The 19,792-nt window shown below is 56.5% G+C and carries 17 protein-coding genes; 5 read left to right on the plus strand and 12 right to left on the minus strand.

Translation table 11 applies throughout. The features are described 5' to 3' along the window. The 4 genes from hutU to hutI all read right to left on the minus strand — a co-directional run bounded on the left by hutU (nucleotide 1) and on the right by hutI (nucleotide 4,796). Complete coding sequence (hutU, locus tag HVX72_RS14410) at nucleotides 1-1,686, minus strand: urocanate hydratase (protein WP_181821738.1); 1,686 nt, start codon at nucleotides 1,684-1,686, stop codon at nucleotides 1-3. 168 nt (nucleotides 1,687-1,854) lie between these two features. After that, a complete protein-coding gene (locus HVX72_RS14415; protein WP_181821739.1) occupies nucleotides 1,855-2,580 on the minus strand; it encodes a histidine utilization repressor in 726 nt (241 codons plus the stop codon). A 54-nt stretch (nucleotides 2,581-2,634) separates the two neighbouring features. Continuing rightward, nucleotides 2,635-3,576, minus strand: coding sequence for a formimidoylglutamase (hutG, locus tag HVX72_RS14420; protein ID WP_181821740.1), 942 nt, complete (start codon nucleotides 3,574-3,576; stop codon nucleotides 2,635-2,637). Continuing rightward, on the minus strand, nucleotides 3,573-4,796 hold the full coding sequence (gene hutI, locus HVX72_RS14425; protein WP_181821741.1) for an imidazolonepropionase: 1,224 nt from the start codon (nucleotides 4,794-4,796) through the stop codon (nucleotides 3,573-3,575). The genes hutG and hutI overlap by 4 nt, the downstream gene beginning before the upstream one ends. 222 nt (nucleotides 4,797-5,018) lie before the next feature. Between hutI and HVX72_RS14430 the strand changes: the two genes are divergently transcribed. Beyond that, nucleotides 5,019-6,302 carry a putative acyl-CoA thioester hydrolase gene (locus HVX72_RS14430; RefSeq protein ID WP_181821742.1) on the plus strand — a complete coding sequence of 428 codons (1,284 nt, stop codon included), beginning with the start codon at nucleotides 5,019-5,021 and terminating at the stop codon, nucleotides 6,300-6,302. 87 nt (nucleotides 6,303-6,389) lie between these two features. Here the strand turns inward: HVX72_RS14430 and HVX72_RS14435 are convergent, their stop codons facing one another. From HVX72_RS14435 to HVX72_RS14445, 3 genes are all read right to left on the minus strand, one after another. Continuing rightward, the gene (locus HVX72_RS14435) at nucleotides 6,390-8,654 is read right to left on the minus strand and encodes a hydratase (protein ID WP_181821743.1); all 2,265 of its coding nucleotides are present in this window, start codon (nucleotides 8,652-8,654) and stop codon (nucleotides 6,390-6,392) included. A 26-nt stretch (nucleotides 8,655-8,680) separates the two neighbouring features. Beyond that, entirely contained in the window at nucleotides 8,681-10,114 is a 1,434-nt protein-coding gene (locus tag HVX72_RS14440) for an anion permease (protein ID WP_042285185.1), read from the minus strand. A gap of 83 nt (nucleotides 10,115-10,197) precedes the next feature. Continuing rightward, the gene (locus HVX72_RS14445; RefSeq protein ID WP_181821744.1) at nucleotides 10,198-11,250 is read right to left on the minus strand and encodes a 4-oxalomesaconate tautomerase; all 1,053 of its coding nucleotides are present in this window, start codon (nucleotides 11,248-11,250) and stop codon (nucleotides 10,198-10,200) included. Between the two features lie 177 nt (nucleotides 11,251-11,427). Here HVX72_RS14445 and HVX72_RS14450 point away from each other — a divergent pair, with 177 nt between their 5' ends. Beyond that, nucleotides 11,428-12,351: a LysR family transcriptional regulator gene (locus tag HVX72_RS14450; protein WP_181821745.1), complete on the plus strand. Its 924-nt coding sequence runs from the start codon at nucleotides 11,428-11,430 to the stop codon at nucleotides 12,349-12,351. 89 nt (nucleotides 12,352-12,440) lie between these two features. Here the strand turns inward: HVX72_RS14450 and pgl are convergent, their stop codons facing one another. Next, nucleotides 12,441-13,436 carry a 6-phosphogluconolactonase gene (gene pgl / locus HVX72_RS14455; protein WP_181821746.1) on the minus strand — a complete coding sequence of 332 codons (996 nt, stop codon included), beginning with the start codon at nucleotides 13,434-13,436 and terminating at the stop codon, nucleotides 12,441-12,443. A gap of 142 nt (nucleotides 13,437-13,578) precedes the next feature. Here pgl and HVX72_RS14460 point away from each other — a divergent pair, with 142 nt between their 5' ends. After that, nucleotides 13,579-14,397 carry a pyridoxal phosphatase gene (locus tag HVX72_RS14460; RefSeq protein WP_181821747.1) on the plus strand — a complete coding sequence of 273 codons (819 nt, stop codon included), beginning with the start codon at nucleotides 13,579-13,581 and terminating at the stop codon, nucleotides 14,395-14,397. Here the strand turns inward: HVX72_RS14460 and modC are convergent, their stop codons facing one another. The 4 genes from modC to HVX72_RS14480 all read right to left on the minus strand — a co-directional run bounded on the left by modC (nucleotide 14,398) and on the right by HVX72_RS14480 (nucleotide 17,235). After that, nucleotides 14,398-15,456 (minus strand): molybdenum ABC transporter ATP-binding protein ModC, encoded by a 1,059-nt coding sequence (gene modC / locus HVX72_RS14465; protein WP_181821748.1) that lies wholly within the window; start codon nucleotides 15,454-15,456, stop codon nucleotides 14,398-14,400. A gap of 2 nt (nucleotides 15,457-15,458) precedes the next feature. Next, nucleotides 15,459-16,148: a molybdate ABC transporter permease subunit gene (gene modB / locus HVX72_RS14470; RefSeq protein WP_042285202.1), complete on the minus strand. Its 690-nt coding sequence runs from the start codon at nucleotides 16,146-16,148 to the stop codon at nucleotides 15,459-15,461. After that, a complete protein-coding gene (gene modA / locus HVX72_RS14475; RefSeq protein WP_181821749.1) occupies nucleotides 16,148-16,921 on the minus strand; it encodes a molybdate ABC transporter substrate-binding protein in 774 nt (257 codons plus the stop codon). The genes modB and modA overlap by 1 nt, the downstream gene beginning before the upstream one ends. 164 nt (nucleotides 16,922-17,085) lie before the next feature. Continuing rightward, nucleotides 17,086-17,235, minus strand: coding sequence for an AcrZ family multidrug efflux pump-associated protein (locus HVX72_RS14480; protein WP_000891513.1), 150 nt, complete (start codon nucleotides 17,233-17,235; stop codon nucleotides 17,086-17,088). Between the two features lie 128 nt (nucleotides 17,236-17,363). On the opposite strand from HVX72_RS14480, the gene modE reads away from it, so the two are divergent. Both modE and modF read left to right on the plus strand, forming a co-directional pair. Beyond that, nucleotides 17,364-18,152 (plus strand): molybdenum-dependent transcriptional regulator, encoded by a 789-nt coding sequence (gene modE, locus HVX72_RS14485; protein ID WP_060569940.1) that lies wholly within the window; start codon nucleotides 17,364-17,366, stop codon nucleotides 18,150-18,152. Nucleotides 18,153-18,274: 122 nt separating this feature from the next. Further along, a complete protein-coding gene (modF, locus tag HVX72_RS14490; RefSeq protein ID WP_181821750.1) occupies nucleotides 18,275-19,747 on the plus strand; it encodes a molybdate ABC transporter ATP-binding protein ModF in 1,473 nt (490 codons plus the stop codon). Nucleotides 19,748-19,792 lie beyond the last annotated feature (45 nt).

Raw genomic sequence — 19,792 nt, forward strand, 5'->3', positions numbered from 1 at the left:
TCAGCGTTTCTCCTGGGTTGCCGCAACCATCGGCAGATTAAGCTGGTGTTCAGCGGCGCACTCAATGGCGATCTCATAACCCGCGTCGGCATGGCGCATCACGCCGGTCGCCGGATCGTTGTGCAGCACGCGGGCGATTCGCTCCGCGGCGTCATCGCTGCCGTCGCACACAATCACCATCCCGGCATGCTGCGAGAAGCCCATGCCGACGCCGCCGCCGTGATGCAGCGACACCCAGGTCGCGCCACTGGCGGTATTGAGTAACGCGTTAAGCAGCGGCCAGTCGGACACCGCGTCGGAGCCGTCGCGCATCGCTTCCGTTTCACGGTTCGGACTGGCAACGGAGCCGGAGTCCAGGTGGTCGCGACCAATGACAATCGGCGCGGAAAGTTCGCCGCGACGCACCATGTCGTTAAACGCCAGTCCGATCTTTTGACGTAACGACAGCCCGACCCAACAGATGCGCGCCGGAAGCCCCTGAAAGCGGATCCGCTCGCGGGCCATGTCCAGCCAGCGATGCAGGTGCGCATCGTCCGCGACGATCTCTTTCACTTTGGCGTCGGTTTTATAAATATCCTCAGGATCGCCGGAGAGCGCCACCCAACGGAACGGGCCGATGCCGCGGCAGAACAGCGGACGTATATAGGCGGGTACAAAACCGGGAAAATCAAAGGCGTTGTCCACGCCCATCTCTTTCGCCATCTGACGAATATTGTTGCCGTAATCAAACGTGGGCACCCCCATCCTGTGAAATGCCAGCATGGCCTGCACGTGCTTCGCCATAGAGCGCTTTGCGGCTTCGACGGTTCCCTGCGGATCGGAAACCGCCTTCTGCTGGTATGTCTGCCAGTCCCAGCCGGAAGGCAGATAGCCGTGCAGCGGATCGTGGGCGCTGGTCTGGTCAGTCACCAGATCCGGACGCACGCCGCGTTTTACCAGCTCGGGCAGCACGTCCGCGGCGTTAGCGCACAGGGCGACAGACACCGCGCGGCCTTCACGGGTGTAGTTTTCGATGCGCGCCAGCGCGTCGTCCAGCGAGGTCGCCTGCTCATCAACATAGCGGGTGCGCAGGCGAAAATCGATACGACTCTGCTGGCATTCAATGTTCAGGGAACAGGCCCCCGCCAGCGTCGCCGCTAACGGCTGCGCGCCGCCCATGCCGCCGAGTCCCGCCGTCAACACCCAGCGTCCGCGCAACTCGCCGTGATAATGTTGGCGCCCCGCTTCGACAAACGTTTCATACGTGCCCTGCACAATTCCCTGACTGCCTATGTAGATCCAGCTCCCGGCTGTCATCTGGCCGTACATCGCCAGCCCTTTCGCATCCAGTTCGTTAAAATGTTCCCAGGTGGCCCAGTGAGGAACCAGGTTGGAATTGGCGATCAGCACGCGCGGCGCGTTGCGGTGGGTCTTAAATACGCCGACCGGCTTACCGGACTGCACCAGCAGGGTTTCATCGTCCTCCAGCGCAGTCAGCGCCTTAACAATGGCGTCAAAACATTCCCAGTTGCGGGCCGCCCGACCAATGCCGCCATAGACCACCAGCGCATAGGGATTTTCGGCAACATCCGGATCCAGGTTGTTCATTAACATACGCAGCGGCGCTTCGCTTAACCAACTTTTGGCCGTTAAGGTGGTTCCCCGCGGCGCGCGGATCGTCTGCTGACGGTATTTGCTATATGACATAACACTGCCTCTCCTGAAGGGCCGGACCTGACGATACCGACGTAGGGAATGATTCAGCTATGGCATAAACATATACTTGTCTATACAAGACATAACAAGGCTGAATTTAACAGAAAAGATACATTTTTATCATATTGCGTCAGCAATCACGCTTTCCAGGACGCAGGGTCAGGAAGAGAAATGGCCCTGCAAGCGGTAACGGGAACCGGGGAAAAGCAGCCGCGCGTGGGAGACAATTTGCGTGGCGGACCAGGTGGTACGGCGGATCAACAGGCAGGGTTCGGTTTCGTTGATGGTTAATAACGCAGACTCTTCGGCGCTGGCACGAACCGCTTCCACAATGTGCTCCCCTTCCGTGAGCGGGGCGATCAACGACAGATAAGCGTGCGGCGTGGTCTGGCTGTAATCCTGCGCCAGATAGTCGGGCACCACCTGTGCATTGACGATGCGATCTTCAATTTGTACCGGCAATTCATTTTCGAAGTGCACCATCACGGAATGAAAAATATCGCTGCCTTCGTTGATCTTCAGCGCGGCCGCCTGTAGGGCATTCGCGGGGCTTCTTTCCAGCACCCGCACGTCGCAACGGTGCTGATGCGAGCGGGCAGTGATTTCATCAGCGATACTGCGAATCTCGAACAGCGCCGACTGGCCTTTTGGCTCGGCGACAAAGGTTCCAACCCCTTGTAACCGCACCAACAGTCCTTCGTCGGTCAGCTCGCGCAGTGCGCGGTTAATGGTCATCCGGCTGTAGCCGTATTGCGTCACCAGCGCCGCTTCAGACGGAATGCGATCGTGCGGCTGCCAGACGCCGCTGGCGATCTTCTCGCTGATCGCCCGTTTTACCGTTTCATAATACGGCGCGGGTGTCGCGCGGGGTCGAAGGACATTCATGCGTACATTTACCTTTTCATCAAACCAGGGTTGACGGAAGCCGTCGCTAAGGGCTTATTGCCACCAGTAAACGATCTGCCAGCCAAGCCGCGCCGCAACGCGCGCCGCGCTGCCATCATTATCAAAGCGCGGATTAAATTCAACCATATCCACCGCCTGAAGCTTGCCGCTGCGACAAATCGGCTCAATCAGCCGCAGCAGGGTCGACAGCGGTACTCCCAGCGCAGCGGGTGCTGAAACCGCAGGCATCGCCGCGCCGGGAAGCACGTCGAGATCGACGGTGAGATAAATTTTATCGACCCGTCCGATAAACGCCGCAAGCGTCGCCTGCGCGTCATCGCAATAGAGATCTTCAACTACCGTCACCCGGCGGGTTTGCGCCTCATCCCACAGCGCCTGGGTATTTGCCGCCCGGCTGACGCCAAAGCAGGCATAGTGAAACCCACGCTGCTGCTGGTCGCACAGTTGCGCCAGTTGGCGAAACGGCGTACCAGAACTGGGGCGTCCGGCGAAACGCAGATCCAGATGAGCGTCAAGATTGATAATTCCGATGCGTTCAGCCGCAAAAGCATCATAAACACCCGCGCCATGCCCGAACGCCGTCTCATGCCCCCCACCGAGTACAAAGGTGCGCACACCCGCCTGCTGGCAGCGATGTACCGCATCCCTTAACGCCTGTTGCGCCCCTTCCAGATCCGCGCCTGGCGCCAGAATATTGCCCATATCCACCAGTCGCTCATGTCCGGCGTGGCAGGCGAGATTCGCCAGCGCTTTACGCAGCGCGTCCGGGGCGCCAGCGGCGCCGGGGCGTCCGTGGTTACGCTTAACGCCTTCATCACAGGCAAAGCCCAGCAGCGCAATCCGGTCACGATAATGCCCGGGCGAAAACGTCCGGCTTATTTCGATGGTCTGACACAGACGCAGCGCATTCGCCGCCTCCGCGCGATCATCACGTCCCTGCCACAGCGCAGGGGAAACGGGTTGCCATTGCGTCATGCGATATCCCCCCGAAAGACGCGTTGATACAGCGGGTTGCGCCCCGGTTCGTAGACGATCTCTACCGGATGTTCCGCATCCCAGATCGCGAAATCCGCCCTATAACCGGCCGTAAGCTGACCGTGCGTCGACTGGCGACCCAGCGCGCGCGCGGCGTGACGCGTAACCCCCGCCCAGGCTTCTTCCGGCGTCAGGCCAAACTGCACGCAGGCCATATTCATCGCCAGGTGCAAGCTGATAAACGGGCTGGTGCCGGGATTAAAGTCGCTCGCCACCGCCATCGGCACGCCGTAGCGGCGAAGCAGTCCAACGGGAGGAGTCTGTTTCTCTTTCAGGAAATAAAACGCCCCCGGCAGCAGCACGCCGACAGTGCCGCTGCGGTGCATCGCCGCCACGCCCGCCTCGTCCAGATACTCAATATGATCGGCAGACAGTCCACGATAGCGGCTGACCAACTGCGCGCCGCCGAGCAGAGACAACTGCTCCACGTGCCCTTTTACCGGTATACCCAGCGCCTGCGCTGCGCGAAGCACCCGTTCGCTTTGCGCAAGCGTAAAGCCAACGCTTTCGCAAAACAGATCGACCGCTTCAAACAGCCCTTTTTGCCATAGCTGCGGCAAAATGACGTCGCAGACAAGGTCGATATAGCCGTCAGGATCGTCGCGAAATTCCTGCGGGGTGGCGTGCGCCGCCAGCAGCGTAGGGCTGATCTCCATCATTCCATCGGCCGCCAGCCGGGCAGCCACGCGCAGCATCTTTTCTTCGCTGGCGATATCCAGTCCGTAGCCGGATTTTATTTCCAGTAGCGTTACCCCTTCACGGGCTAAACGCTGCATTCTGTCTCTGGCGACGCGGTAAAGCACATCTTCTGTCGCCGTCCGGGTCGCTGACACCGTGGCGTTAATGCCGCCGCCCTGAGCGCTGATCTGCTGATACGAGACGCCGTTCAACCGCTGCTCCCATTCACTGGCGCGGTTGCCGCCAAAAATCAGATGCGTGTGGCAGTCAATCAGACCGGGGGTAACCAGTCGGCCCTCAAGGTTGGCGGTATTCGCATGGCGGGTCGGCAGTTCGGCTTCAGGAATAACAGACAGGATTTTTTCGCCGCGAATAATCAGCGCATGATGTTCAAGTATCCCATACGGGGCGTCGATGTGCGGATCCAGCGTAGCGAGACGGAGATTTCGCCAGACCTTATCCCCGGGTAACAGTTGCGACATGCTTTCTCCACTTGTCTTAGGTTGTATAGACATTTATTTGAGATCGCCGCTGGGAAGTCAATCTTCCGGATTAAAAATGTTACTTAATTGTGACTTCAAAACGCGAAGAATCCGCTAATGCTGAGTTAAAAAACAACTTTTTGCCTTTTCACCTTCCCGTTTCGTTCAACTTAGTATAAAAAAGCAGGCTTCAATGGACACTTAATTAGCCCGGAGCAACTCGTGAACACATCATCAGTTTCCCGTCTGGCGCTGGCACTGGCTTTTGGCGTGACGCTGACCGCCTGTAGCTCTACGCCACCAGACCAAATCCCTTCCGATCAAACCGCGCCGGGGACCGCCTCGCGCCCGATTTTATCGGCCAGTGAAGCGCAGAATTTTGTCGCGAAAACGTATTTTTCGTCGCTGACGCCAAACACCGCGCCGTGGACGCCGTCGGCAATTACCCTGCCGGCGCAGCCTGACTTTGTGGTGGGGCCGGCAGGAACCCAGGGCGTGACGCACACCACTATCCAGGCGGCGGTCGATGCGGCGATCACAACCCGTACGAATAAACGTCAGTACATTGCGATTATGCCGGGCGACTACCAGGGCACCGTGTACATTCCTGCCGCGCCGGGCAGCCTGACGCTTTACGGTACCGGCGAGAAACCGCTGGACGTCAAAATTGGCGCGGCGATTGACGGTGAGATGAGCACTGCCGACTGGCGCCGCGTCGTCAATCCGGGAGGCAAGTACATGCCCGGCAAACCAGCCTGGTATATGTTCGATAACTGCCAGAGCAAACGCGGCGCGACCATTGGCATGATGTGTTCCGCGGTATTGTGGTCGCAGAACAACGGTCTGCAGTTGCAGAACCTGACCGTTGAGAACAATCTCGGCGACAGCGTGGACGCGGGTAATCACCCTGCCGTGGCGCTTCGCAGCGATGGCGACAAAGTGCAGATCAACAATGTGAATATTCTGGGTCGCCAGAACACATTCTTTGTCACCAACAGCGGCGTGCAAAACCGCCTGGTCAACGATCGTCAACCACGTACGCTGGTGACCAATAGCTATATCGAAGGCGACGTGGATATCGTTTCCGGGCGTGGCGCGGTGGTGTTTGATAACACCGATTTCCGCGTGGTCAACTCTCGTACCCAGCAGGAAGCATATGTCTTCGCACCGGCAACCTTATCTAACATCTATTACGGCTTCCTTGCGACCAACAGCCGCTTTACCGCCGCCGGTGACGGCGTGGCGCAGTTAGGCCGTTCGCTGGATGTCGACAGCAATACCAATGGTCAGGTGGTGATCCGCGACAGCGTGATCAACGAAGGCTTTAATCGCGCGACGCCGTGGGCTGACGCGGTGATCTCTAAACGTCCGTTCGCCGGTAACACCGGGGTGCAGGATGATAAAGGCGAGATTCAGCGTAACCTGAACGACACCAACTTTAACCGCATGTGGGAATACAATAACCGCGGCGTGGGCAGTAAAGTGGTGGCAGAGCCGAAGCAGTAACAACGCAGGCCGGATAATACCGGCCTGATGACGCTACGCATAGTAGACCTGCGGGTCGTCACCTCACCGTGACGACCCGTTTTCACATCATGGAGTCAGACGCGCCCGGTTGAAATTAATCAGGCTGCCCGCCTTAATGATTTCACCCTCCTCGGCGGTGAGACTTTCCATATACAGACTGATTTCGCCCACCGGCGCGCCATCACGAATTACCCATGCCGTCATTTTTTCGCCGCAGCGCTCCAGCGCCGCGCGTATGCCGGGGATATAAATATAGTCGTCCACTTCAAACGACGGCGCTTCCGCCATTTGCAGCGGCAGCATTCCCCAGTTAATCATATTTGAGCGGTAGCGTTTGGTGGCATATTCCTGCGCAATATTCGCCAGCCCGCCAATCACGCGCTGACAGCTTGCCGCCTGCTCGCGCGCAGAGCCATCGCCGGGCTTCACGGCATAAATTACGCTGCCAATACCGGTTTCAGCCGCAACCACCCGCTCCTGACCGGCGATTTGCCGTATACCCGCAAATACCGAAGCCAGTTCGTCCGTCTCTCCCGCCCGCCGCCGTTTCTCCAGCGCGGCGACCGTTTTGCTTCTGCCCACATATTCCGGGTCGCGGCGCGACAGGGTAAATTCCGCCAGTCCCACCGGATTTGAACGATAAGAAGAGGTTTCGCCGGACGGAATAAGCTCATCGGTGGTGGTGACGTCGTCGAGGATTTTCGCGCACACCTTCAGCAGAATATTATCGGTCAGCGCGCCCATTTCCGGCCAGTCTTTGATATTCGGCCCGTAGATCAGTGGCTGTGCGGTGGCGCCTTTCACAAAGCCCTGATAGACGCGATTCTGGTAGGGCGCAGGATCGAAGCGGTAGGCCGGTACGTTATCCCAGCAGTCCAGCTCCGTTGCGGCGGTAAGCACGCCGCCGTTCGCCGCAGTGGCGGCCACGGAACGCGCGTCCATCAGCGCGACGGCGGACATCTGACCGTTGCCCGGTTTCGATCCCTCGCGGTTGGGGAAGTTACGCGTGGTATGACGAATGCTGAGTCCGTTATTCACCGGCGTATCGCCCGCACCAAAACAGGGGCCGCAGAAGGCGGTGCGGATAATCGCGCCAGCGCCCATCAGATCGCTGACCATCCCCTGCTTCGCCAGCGCCATAAATACTGGCTGTGAGGAGGGATAAACGGACAGCGAGAAGGCGTTGTCCCCGCATGAATGTCCGCGCAGCGCGTTGGCGGCGGCCACCACATTCTCATAGTTGCCGCCGGAACAGCCGGCAATGATCCCCTGCTGCACCTTCAGACGACCGTTTTCGACTTTATCGAGCAGCGAAAGCCCGGCCTTCCCTTGCGCAATGCGCTGCGCGTCAACTTCAACCTGGTGCAGAATATCGCTTAAGTTTTCCTGCAACGTTGCTATTTCATAAACATTGCTCGGATGGAAAGGCAAGGCGATCATTGGCCTGATAGCGCTCAGATCCACTGAGATGCAGCCGTCGTAATAGGCAAGCGGCTGCGGCGCCAGCGGGCGATAGGCCTCTTCGCGTCCGTGCAAGGCCAGCCATTGCTGAATTTCTTCATCGGTCTGCCAGACGGAGCTGAGACAGGTCGTTTCCGTGGTCATGACGTCGACGCTGTTACGGAAATCCGTGGAGAGGTTGCGGATGCCCGGCCCGACAAACTCCATCACTTTATTTTTAACGTAGCCGTTTTTGAACACCGCGCCAATAATCGCCAGCGCCACGTCCTGTGGGCCGACGCCCGGCGCCGGTTTACCGGTCAGCCAGACCGCCACCACGCCCGGATAATCGCAGTCCCAGGTATCATTCAGCAACTGCTTAACCAGTTCGCCGCCCCCTTCACCAATGGCCATCGTCCCCAGCGCGCCATAGCGGGTATGGCTGTCTGAACCGAGGATCATCTTCCCGCCGCCGGCCATCATTTCGCGCATGTACTGATGGATGACCGCGATGTGCGGCGGCACAAAAATACCGCCATAACGCTGCGCCGCCGACAGGCCAAACAGGTGATCGTCGCCGTTTATCGTCCCCCCGACGGCGCACAGTGAGTTATGGCAGTTGGTCAGGACATAGGGCAGTGGAAACCGCTCCATACCGGAGGCTTTTGCCGTCTGAATAATGCCGACAAAGGTAATATCATGAGAGGTGAGCGCATCAAATTTAATTTTCAGTTTGCGCATGTCGCCGGAGGTATTATGCGCCGCCAGGATCGACCAGGCGATAGTGCCTTTTTTAGCATCGTCTTTACTGACTGCGCCGGAATAGTGTTCTTCAGCAATTATCTCGTTATTGTCGCTGAGATAGATCCCTTTCTCATATAACTTAATCATTACAAACTCCGTACCGCTATGAGTGATTACAGCATGTTCCAGCCGATAAGCAGGTTCCACCACCAGACGCCCAGCGTGATATGAACCAGGAAAGTGATGAATGTCAGCATGGCGCCGACCAGCCACCACGATTTAATGTCGTTATATCCCACGCCGAAAATAACCGGGCCGGCAGCGCCGCCGTAATGGGTTACCATGCCGCCGTAGGAGTTGGAAAAAAGCAGCGCCAGCGCGGTTAACATTAATGGCGCGCCAGAGACGTTTGCCAGCATTGCGAAGACCGGCATCATCGCCACAATATAGGCGCTGCCGGAGGCAAAGAAATAACGCACGATAATGCTGAGAAACAGAATGATAAAAAATGCGATATTGCTATGGTTATCAAAGGAAATATTATTTTTGAAAAGTTCTGCCAGCCAGTCAAAAAATTTCACTTTCGATAATAATGAACTCAGACCAATAATGCCGCCGTACCAGATTAAGGTATTCCAGCCGCCTTTATTTTTGACCACGTCGTCCCAGCTCACCACGCCCAGCAGAAGCATCGCCCCCATCACCACGATAGCGACCGTGGATTCATCAATACCGAGACTTTTACTGAAGATCCATCCCAGCAGGGCAAGTACGAAAATGCTCAGCAGCATTTTTTCGCGCACTTTCATCGGCCCTAAATTCTCCAGTCCCGCCCGGGCGATGGTTTTATTATCTACTTTCTTAATTTCCGGCGGGTACATGAAATAGATAACCAGCGGCGCTAACAGCAGCATCACCATTCCTGGCAGCAAGGCTGCCAGCGCCCATCCGCCCCAGCTGATCTGCAGATGACAGATGTCGTTGATCATTTTTAGCGCCAGAATATTTCCCGCCATCGCGGTAAAAAACATATAGCTGGTGGTCTTGGTCACCATATACACCGTCATCATCAGGTAATGCCCGACGCGACGCGGACTTTTATCAGGTTCCGATCCCAGCGCCACCGCCACGCTGTTGATAATGGGCAGGACAATCCCCCCTGCCCGCGCCGTATTTGACGGGGTCGCCGGGGCGAGCACCAGGTCGAGAAAAACGGTGACGTAGCCCAACCCCAGCGTGGTGTTGCCGATTTTACCGATCAGGATGTAGGCGATGCGTTTACCCAGCCCGGTAGTGACAAAAGCGGCGCTGAGGGTAAAGGCGGAGAACACCAGCCACGTCGTGCCGGAGGCATAACCGCTCAGCACGCTGCTGGTCTTAAACTGACCGGCGCCTAAATTGCCGACCACCACCATTGATGCCGCAACGGCCATCAATAACACGACCGGCTCCGGGAAAGGTTTAATGACCAGCCCGACGATCGCTGCCAGATAAATGCCAAACAGCACCCAGGCCAGCTCGCTTAAACCGGCAGGCGCAGGCAGTAAACCTATTACGCAAGGGATCGCTAATATCGTTATTAGCTTCCATAATGATTTCACATTCATTTTTATGTCCTGATGGATCTGTGCAGAAATAGACAGCTGTCTGTTCGGCATTCCTTAATCACAACGAAATGTGTTTTTGGCACTTACGGAAGATAAACGTCTCCGGAAAATATTTTCCTTGCGGTGCGAATAACGGAAGCGCGAAGCGTTGTTGGGTCGTCACTTTGATTGCTTAACTGAATATCGAGGCTGCCGCCCGGATGCTCGAGGGTAATTTTGCCGTTGCCGGGGAACGGAATGATCTGACGGGTTACGGTACCGGCAATCGCGCAGCTGCTGGCGATAGCAATCGCGCCGGTTATCGCCAGCGCTTTATGGCAGGCGTGCGGCATGAAATAACGCACATTCAGGGTGCCGCCTTTTTGTGGTGGAGAAATTAATACTGGTTTCGGAATCACCTTATTCGCGACATCGCCCAGCCCCATCGCCAGCCCCGCCTGCAGACGAATAGACTCGATTCGCGCCAGAAGCTGCGCATCGCCGTCCAGTTCCGCCGCCGTTTCATAGCCGGTTTTACCTAAATAGTCGGCGGGAATTATCACTACCGGCATCGCCATATCGATACAGGTGGTTGGCACCGCGTCAAAATAGTTAAGCGGCTGGCCGGTCGGGAAAAGCCTGCCGGTTTTCGCCCCGGCGGCATTGAGGAAAGTCAGCGCGACGGGGGCCGCGGTTCCCGGTACGCCGTCGATTTTGACCGTTCCTTCATAATTCACTACGCCGTTCGGTGTCTGTACGTCCGCTTCAATAAGGGTATGGGTATTCACGTTGCGGATACGTAGCCGGGTGACAGGGGAAGTGGCGGCAGTCAGCCCTTGCTCTATAGCGAACGCGCCGACGGCGCAGAGCATGTTGCCGCAGTTTGGCGTGGTGTCGACGCGCTGCTCATGGACCAGCACCTGGGCAAAGAGGTAATCGATATCGGCATCTGGGGCGGCGGAGCGGCTGATGATGGCAACCTTGCTGGTCAGGGGATTTCCCCCACCGATACCGTCTATCTCCAGTTCATTGCCCGATCCCATAATCGATATTAATACCGCGTCGCGTTGAGCCGTATCCTCAGGCAGATCCTCAGCCCGTAAAAATGCGCCGCGCGAGGTTCCTCCACGCATCATTACGCAGGGTATTTTTTTCACGTCAGTGTCCTCAATAATTATTACGCAAAACAGAATTACACGTGAAAAACGGCCTGGCTAATGACTTTGATTTTCCTATTAGTAACTTTTATTTATTAATCATCCTGCGTGGACCAAAGGTAAACTGAGGCCTGTTCCCGGGCTGGCGACGCCAGCTTTTTTATTTGTGGAGTGGCAATGAAACACCAACTATCAAGTATGAAAGCGTTTGTCACGCTGGCAGAGTCAGAATCTTTTAACAATGCCGCAAAATTACTTAATATTACGCAACCTGCATTAACACGCAGAATAAAAAAGATGGAAGAAGATTTACAGGTAATTCTTTTTGAACGGACTACGCGTAAAGTTACGTTAACAAAAGCGGGCAAAATGCTGTTACCGGAAGCGCGGGAGATAATTAAAAAGCTTGATGAAATTCTGTTTAATATTCGAGAAATGAATACACATCAGCGAGGCAGAATCACCCTGTCCTGTATTCCAACGGCGGTGTTCTATTTTTTGCCGCAGGCCATAGGGAAATTTAATGAGTTATACCCCAATATTAATGTGCGCATTATGGAACAGGGCACGCATAATTGCATGGAGTCCGTTCTTTGCAATGAGGCTGACTTCGGCATAAACATGAACAACATCACAAATTCATCGATAGACTTTACCCCGCTGGTGAACGAACCGTTCGTCCTGGCATGTCGGCGCGATCATCCCCTCGCCAGCAGACAGCTGGTTGAATGGCAGGAACTGGTGAATCACACGCTGATCGGCGTGCGCTCGTCGAGCGGAAACCGGCTGCTGATAGAGCAACAGCTGGCGGATAAGCCCTGGAAGCTGGAGTGGTTTTATGAGGTTCGCCATCTGTCCACCTCGCTCGGTCTGGTCGAAGCGGGGCTTGGCGTGTCGGCGCTGCCGGGGCTGGCGATGCCGCAGACGCCGCACCCGACGCTGCTCGGCATTCCGCTGGTCGAACCGGTCATCCGCCGCACGCTGGGCATCATTCGCCGTAAAGACGCGGTTCTTTCGCCGCCTGCGGAGCGCTTTTTTAACCTGCTGCTGAAATTATGGACCGACCAGAGCGACCTGCTGTGGCGTCCGGTTTCGGAGTGAGCGCCCCCGCCGGTTGGCGGCAGCGCCCGACACTCCGCATTGTCGCGTTTATTCGGCCAGGAAAGTCCTTCCCGGCCCGTTTACGTGGCTTAATACGCGTTAACCACGACCCACATCGGCCCCTGGCCCACCGCATAACGCCCTTTTTCGGTTAATAATCCCTGCACGCCGGAAATCTCATACACCGCGATATGGTGCGATTTCTGTCCGGCGGCAATCAGGTATTTTCCGCTGTGATCGACGTTGAAGCCGCGAGGCTGGGTTTCGGTCGGCTGGAAGCCCTCTTTGCTCAGCACGCTGCCGTCTTCGGAAACGCTGAACACCGTAATCAGGCTGGCGGTCCGGTCGCAGGCGTACAGATGACGTCCGTCCGGCGTAATATGAATGTCCGCCGCCCAACGCGTATCGGCGAAATCGGCAGGCATCATATCCAGCGTTTGTACGCATTCGATCTTGCCATGCGGATCTTTCAGCTCCCACACGTCTACGGAACTGTTCAGTTCGTTAACACAATAGGCGTACTGCTGATTTGGATGGAACGCCATATGGCGCGGCCCCGCCCCTTCAACGGTGGTCACTTCCGCCGGTTCCTGCGCCACCAGTTTGCCATCATCGCTCAGGGTGAACAGGCAGATGCGATCCTGCTTCAGCGCAGGTACCCACAGGGTGCGGTTGTCGGGTGAAATATTAGCCGAGTGGCACCCCTCCAGCCCCTCCACTACGTCTACCAGCCCGACCGGCAACCCGTCCTCCAGACGCGTGACGCTGACGTTTCCGGCATTGTACGAGCCGACAAAAACGAAACGCCCTTGATGATCGGTGGAAATGTGCGTCGGGCTGCCCGGCAGCGCGGATTCAGCGGCGAAGGTCAGCGCGCCATCATCCGGCGCAATCCGATAAGCCAGTACGCGGAACTCAGGTCGCACGCCCACGTACAGAAAACGTTTATCCGGGCTGACCACCATCGGCTGAACCTGCCCCGGAACGTCGACGACCTGAACCAGGCTCAATGCACCGTCGTGTTGCAGACGCCAGACATGGATCTGTTGGCTCTCTGGGCTGGCGGTATAAACTGTTTGCTTCATGAATACTCCTTGGCTTTTGGCAACTGCTGCAATTTACCAACGTAGACGGTTTTGTCAGTAAATGCTGAATTAATTTGTCCGCTTCCCGTCCCGGTGTACCATTCCGGCAGACGCATTTTTCAACATTTATCTGGATAACGTTATGACTGCACGCGTGATTGCCCTGGATTTGGATGGAACCTTACTGACCCCGCAAAAGACCTTGCTCCCTTCATCGCTCGAAGCGCTCTCCCGGGCAAAGGACGCAGGCTATCAACTTATCATCGTCACCGGGCGCCATCACGTTGCGATTCATCCTTTTTATCAGGCACTGAAGCTGGATACACCTGCAATTTGCTGTAACGGCACTTATTTGTATGATTATCATGCAAAAAGTGTGCTTGAATCCGACCCGCTGCCGGTTAACCAGGCACTGCAACTGATAGATATGCTGGATGAACATCAGATCCACGGCCTGATGTATGTCGACAACGCCATGCTGTATGAACGCCCGACCGGACACGTGATCCGCACGTCGAACTGGGCGCAGACGCTGCCGCCGGAGCAGCGTCCGGTCTTCACGCAGGTGCCTTCGCTGGCCGAGGCCGCCCATGACGTCAACGCGGTATGGAAATTTGCCCTGACCGATGAAGATATTCCTAAACTGCAGCAGTTTGGTAAACAGGTTGAGCAAGCGCTGGGACTGGAATGCGAATGGTCATGGCACGATCAGGTCGATATAGCCCGCAAAGGCAACAGTAAAGGGAATCGCCTGACGCGATGGATCGAGTCTCAGGGCGGTTCGATGGCGAACGTGATTGCCTTTGGCGACAACTACAATGATATCAGCATGCTGGAGGCGGCCGGGACCGGGGTGGCGATGGGCAATGCCGATGACGCGGTGAAAGCCCGCGCCAACGTGGTGATTGGCGATAACACGACCGACAGCATCGCCAAATTTATTTACACTCACCTGCTGTGATCAGGCGGTAATCGACACGCTCTTGATTTGCGCGTACAGCCAGAGGCCAGGCTTGATAGCCAGTTCATCTCTGGCCCACGGGCTGATACGCGCCCATAGCGTTTTACCGCCTACTTCAAGCTGCACTTCCACCTGGCCGCAATCGTCAAGACAGGTGATCACCTTCGCCCGCAGAACGTTGCGGATACTGGTCTGCTGCGGTGGTTGCAATACCAGCGATACATCCGACGCCTGAATGCGAATGCGCAACGTACGGTGTAACGGTTCATCCAGCTTATTAACCCACACATGCTGGTCTCCCAGCGCCAGCGCGGTCATCGCATAGTGTGGATGGTGTTTCAGCACGCTGACCTTGAGCACACTGCTCTGCTGTTCTTTCGGCAGCCACGGGTGCATTACGCTGCTTCCCCATACCTCCTCCAGCGCGCCAAACGCTTTCACCAGGCCGTCTTCCAGCACCATTACGTTATCCGCGAGATGAAGGATCTCATCCAGTGAATGGCTGACGTACAGCATCGGGATGTTAATTTCCTGCGCCAGTCGTTGTAGATACGGCAGCAGTTCACGCTTTCGAGGAATGTCCAGAGAGGCTAACGGCTCATCAAGCAGCAGCAGTTCCGGGGCGGTCAGTAGCGCCCGGCCTATCGCCACCCGCTGTTTTTCACCGCCGGAGAGGTCGCCCGGCAAACGGTCGAGCAACGTTTCGATACCTAATAACGCCACCAGCTTGTCGAACTGTCCGGCCATGCTTTTTGCCATGCCGTAACGCAGGTTGCCGCGCACTTTATAATGCGGAAACAGCCGCGCATCCTGAAACACATAGCCCACCCGGCGCTTTTCCGGCGTCAGGCAGATGCGGCGCTCACTGTCGTTCAGCACCCGCCCATTAAGCATAATACGGCCGGTCTGCGGCGTCGTCAGTCCGCTGATGGCGTTGATCAAGGAGGTTTTTCCCGCGCCGGAGACGCCAAAAATGGCGGTGATGCCGCTGGCGGGCAGCGTTTCATTAATCGTCAGGCAGTGAGTGCCCAGCGTCTGGGTGAAATTGAGTTCCAGCATGATTATTGCCCCGTCCGCGTGCGGCTGATGCGCGCCAGCCATTCGGAGATCAGCAATGAAATCAACGCCAGCACGATGGAGATAACGCAAAGCCGCGCCGCCGCGCTTTCCCCACCGGGCGTCTGGATCAGCGTGTACATCGCCGAAGGAAGGGTGCGCGTTTCGCCGGGAATGTTGGAAACAAAAGTAATGGTCGCGCCAAACTCGCCGAGGGAGCGAGCAAACGCCAGCACCGTACCCACAATAATCCCCGGCAACGTAAGCGGTAAAGTTATAGTGAAAAAGACGCGCCAGCGCCCGGCGCCGAGTGTACGGGCAGCCTGCTCCAGTCGGGTATCCACCCCTTCCAGCGCCAGCCGGATAGCGCGCACCATCAGGGGAAACGACATCACGGCCGCCGCCAGCACCGCGCCGCGCCAGCTAAAGGCAAAGGTGATGCCGAAGCTGTCATACAACCACTGGCCGATAATTCCGCGACGGCCCATCGAGACCAACAGCAGGTATCCCACTACCACCGGCGGTAAGACCAGCGGCAGATGCAACAGGCTGTCCAGCAATGCTTTGCCCGGGAAACGACAGCGCACCAGCAGCCAGGCAAAGAAAATCCCAAACGGCAGACTGAAGAGTACGGCCAGGGATGACACTTTCAGGCTCAGAAGTACGGCCTGCCATTCGGGATCGCTCAGTATCATTACTTCGTCGTAAATCCGTAACGTTTAAAAATAGCTGACGCCTGCGGCCCTTTCAGGTAATCACAAAAGGCGCTGACCGTTGCGTTTTTATGTCCATCCACTATGGCGATGGGGTATTCCACTTTCTGATGTGACGCTTCAGGGAACGTGGCCACCACTTTCACGCCTTTACTGGCGACGGCATCGGAACCGTAAACGATTCCCAGCGGCGCTTCGTTACGCTCCACCAGCGCCAGCGCGCCGCGCACGTCTTCCGCAGGCGCCAGTTTCGGCGCTAGCGTATCCCAGGCGCCCAGTTTTTGCAGCGCTTCTTTCGCGTAAATGCCGGCCGGAACATGTTCCGGATCGCCTACGGCCAGGCGTCCGCCGTCAAGCAGGCGGGTCCAGTTGGTTTTGTTGTCGACAGTAAAATCTTTTTGTTCGCTTGCTTTGGGCGCGACGACAACCAGGCTGTTCCCCAACAGCGTCTGGCGTGACGCGGTATCTATCGCTTTTTTGTCTACCGCGTAATCCATCCATTTCTGGTCGGCGGAAATAAACACATCTGCCGGAGCGCCCGCTTCGATTTGTCGCGCCAGGGTAGAAGAGGATGCGAAAGAGGAAACCACCTCAACGTTTTTTTCTTTTTTATAAACGGCCGCGATATCCTGCATCGCGTTGGTCAGCGAAGCCGCTGCAAAAACGGTAATTTTGCCCTCACCTGCCAGCGCCTGCCCGGCAAGAGTAAGAGAAAGTGTTGCCCCGGCAACCAGACGTAGCCATGAACGTGCCATTGAAAGCTCCTGTGCGTATCGTTATGTAGCGGACAATATAACGATAATTCCGGCAATTTCCCAGCGGTTATTACTACCCATTCGGGAGGAATCAGGAAAACTATCGGCAGGAAATACGGGAACTTGAGCAAAGAAAAACGCCCGGCAAAGCGGGCGTCGGGAAATTAACGGTTTTGTCTGGACTGATCTTTCTGGCCGATGCCGGAGAAAATGTTAAACACTTCACCCAGACCGTAAATCAACCCCAGGATAATGGCCATTACCACGGGCACCATGATCACGGCGAATACCAGACTTTTCAATAACTCTAACATGGTCATCTCCTGATTCAGTTCTTTAAGTATTCTAACCGCATCATCGAGAAAAGCACTCCCCTTTTGTGCGGTCGTCTATGCGCAGGCGGGGTTTTCCGTCACAATAGTCCTTTTGCCAGGATCGTGTTATGCAAGCCGAAATCCTTCTTACCCTTAAACTGCAGCAAAAACTGTTTGCCGACCCTCGACGCATTTCTCTGCTTAAGCATATTGCGCTTTCCGGCTCCATTAGTCAGGGTGCGAAAGACGCGGGCATTAGCTATAAAAGCGCCTGGGACGCCATTAACGAGATGAACCAGCTCAGCGAGCAGACGCTGGTCGAACGCGCCACCGGCGGCAAGGGCGGCGGCGGCGCGGTATTAACCCGCTACGGACAGCGCCTGATCCAACTCTACGACTTACTGGCGCAGATACAGCAAAAGGCGTTTGATGTTCTGAGCGACGACGATGCGCTTCCCCTCGACAGTCTGCTGGCCGCCATTTCACGCTTTTCCTTACAAACCAGCGCGCGCAACCAGTGGTTTGGCACCATTACCGGCCGCGACCACGATCGGGTGCAGCAGCATGTAGACGTTTTGCTGGCGGATGGCGAAACGCGGCTGAAAGTCGCGATTACCGCGCAAAGCGGCGAACGTCTGGGGCTTAACGAAGGCAAAGAGGTGCTGGTGTTATTGAAAGCGCCGTGGGTGGGCCTCACCCAGGACGACGCCGTCGCGCAGACGGCAGATAATCAGCTTAAAGGGACGATTAGTCATATTGAACGCGGCGCAGAGCAGTGCGAAGTATTGATGACGCTGGCGGACGGTCAATCGTTGTGCGCGACGGTGCCGCTAGAAAACACCGCAACGCTTGCCCAGGGCGACAGCGTGACGGCCTTTTTTGATGCCGATAACGTCATCATCGCCACGTTGTGCTGAGAAACCGTTCAGGCGTTCTTCTTTGCATTTCGGCTACCGTCAGCGCTCGCGCAAAACGCATTGACATTCCTGTCCGGAAAACGTATCCCTGTTATTCATCGCTGCAAAAAATGGGATACAAAATGTCATCGTTGCAAATTTCGCAAGGCACGTTTCGCCTGAGCGACACAAAAACGCTTCAGCTTGATTCCGCTTCGTTAACCGCGGGCGAAAGTTGGGCGTTTGTTGGCGCGAACGGAAGCGGGAAGTCGGCGCTGGCGCGCGCGCTGGCGGGAGAACTCCCGCTGCTCAGAGGCGAACGCCATTGTCAGTTTACCCGTATCACTCGCCTCTCCTTTGAACAGCTACAAAAGCTGGTCAGCGACGAATGGCAGCGCAATAACACCGACATGCTCAGCCCCGGTGAAGACGCCACCGGCCGCACGACCGCAGAAATCATTCAGGACGAGGTGAAAAACCGGTCCCGCTGCGAGGAACTGGCGCTGCAATTCGGCATCTCTCATCTCCTTGCGCGCCGCTTCAAGTACCTTTCCACTGGCGAAACGCGTAAAACCCTGCTTTGCCAGGCGCTGATGTCCGAGCCGGATTTATTGATCCTCGATGAACCGTTTGACGGGCTGGACGTCGCCTCACGCCAGCAGTTGTCGGGGCTACTTGAGACGCTGCATCAATCCGGCATCACGCTGGTGCTGGTATTGAACCGCTTCGATGAAATGCCTGATTTTATCCAGTATGCCGGGGTAGTGGCCGACTGCGCACTCACCGAAACCGGCGCGAAAGACGCGCTGTTACAGCAGGCGCTCATCGCTCAGCTCGCCCATAGCGAACGTCTGGAAGGCGTCAGCCTGCCGGAACCCGACGAACCCGCGGCGCGGCATCTTCTGGCCGCAAATGACGCGCGTATTGTCCTTCGTGACGGCGTGGTTTCGTATAACGATCGTCCTATCCTGCATCATCTGAACTGGCAGGTTAACCCCGGTGAGCACTGGCAGATTGTCGGCCCCAACGGCGCGGGAAAATCAACGCTGCTGAGTCTTATCACCGGCGATCACCCACAGGGTTACAGTAATGACCTTACGCTGTTTGGTCGCCGTCGCGGCAGCGGTGAAACCATCTGGGACATCAAGAAGCATATTGGCTATGTCAGCAGCAGCCTGCACCTTGATTATCGCGTCAGCACCACGGTGCGTAATGTCATCCTCTCTGGCTACTTTGACTCTATCGGCATCTATCAGGCCGTTTCTGACCGCCAACAGAAGCTGGCGCAACAGTGGCTGGATATCCTCGGCATCGATAAACAAACTGCTGACGCGCCTTTCCATAGTCTTTCCTGGGGTCAGCAGCGGCTGGCGCTGATTACCCGCGCGCTGGTAAAACACCCAACGTTACTGATCCTCGACGAACCGTTACAGGGACTGGATCCGCTTAACCGCCAGCTGATTCGCCGTTTTGTGGATGTGCTGATTAGCGAAGGCGATACCCAGTTGCTCTTTGTGTCACATCATGCGGAAGATGCCCCTGCCTGTATCACTCATCGGCTGGCGTTTGTTCCCGAGGGCGATCGCTACGTGTATCAGCAGACCCGATTGCGCTAGTTTTCATCCGTGGGCGCGAAAGCGCCCTTTTTTTTCGGACAAAGG

This window comes from Citrobacter sp. RHB21-C05 (genome assembly GCF_013889015.1).
Classification (GTDB): domain Bacteria; phylum Pseudomonadota; class Gammaproteobacteria; order Enterobacterales; family Enterobacteriaceae; genus Citrobacter_A; species Citrobacter_A sedlakii.

Excerpts from the sequence above, each read along its gene's own strand:
- HVX72_RS14450 (WP_181821745.1), top strand. The coding sequence starts at position 11,428 with ATGAAACACCAACTATCAAGTATGAAAGCGTTTGTCACGCTGGCAGAG.
- modA (WP_181821749.1), bottom strand. The coding sequence starts at position 16,921 with ATGGCACGTTCATGGCTACGTCTGGTTGCCGGGGCAACACTTTCTCTT.
- HVX72_RS14415 (WP_181821739.1), bottom strand. The coding sequence starts at position 2,580 with ATGAATGTCCTTCGACCCCGCGCGACACCCGCGCCGTATTATGAAACG.
- HVX72_RS14440 (WP_042285185.1), bottom strand. The coding sequence starts at position 10,114 with ATGAATGTGAAATCATTATGGAAGCTAATAACGATATTAGCGATCCCT.
- modC (WP_181821748.1), bottom strand. The coding sequence starts at position 15,456 with ATGCTGGAACTCAATTTCACCCAGACGCTGGGCACTCACTGCCTGACG.
- HVX72_RS14460 (WP_181821747.1), top strand. The coding sequence starts at position 13,579 with ATGACTGCACGCGTGATTGCCCTGGATTTGGATGGAACCTTACTGACC.
- HVX72_RS14435 (WP_181821743.1), bottom strand. The coding sequence starts at position 8,654 with ATGATTAAGTTATATGAGAAAGGGATCTATCTCAGCGACAATAACGAG.
- hutI (WP_181821741.1), bottom strand. The coding sequence starts at position 4,796 with ATGTCGCAACTGTTACCCGGGGATAAGGTCTGGCGAAATCTCCGTCTC.
- HVX72_RS14480 (WP_000891513.1), bottom strand. The coding sequence starts at position 17,235 with ATGTTAGAGTTATTGAAAAGTCTGGTATTCGCCGTGATCATGGTGCCC.
- hutG (WP_181821740.1), bottom strand. The coding sequence starts at position 3,576 with ATGACGCAATGGCAACCCGTTTCCCCTGCGCTGTGGCAGGGACGTGAT.
- modF (WP_181821750.1), top strand. The coding sequence starts at position 18,275 with ATGTCATCGTTGCAAATTTCGCAAGGCACGTTTCGCCTGAGCGACACA.
- modE (WP_060569940.1), top strand. The coding sequence starts at position 17,364 with ATGCAAGCCGAAATCCTTCTTACCCTTAAACTGCAGCAAAAACTGTTT.
- hutU (WP_181821738.1), bottom strand. The coding sequence starts at position 1,686 with ATGTCATATAGCAAATACCGTCAGCAGACGATCCGCGCGCCGCGGGGA.
- pgl (WP_181821746.1), bottom strand. The coding sequence starts at position 13,436 with ATGAAGCAAACAGTTTATACCGCCAGCCCAGAGAGCCAACAGATCCAT.
- modB (WP_042285202.1), bottom strand. The coding sequence starts at position 16,148 with ATGATACTGAGCGATCCCGAATGGCAGGCCGTACTTCTGAGCCTGAAA.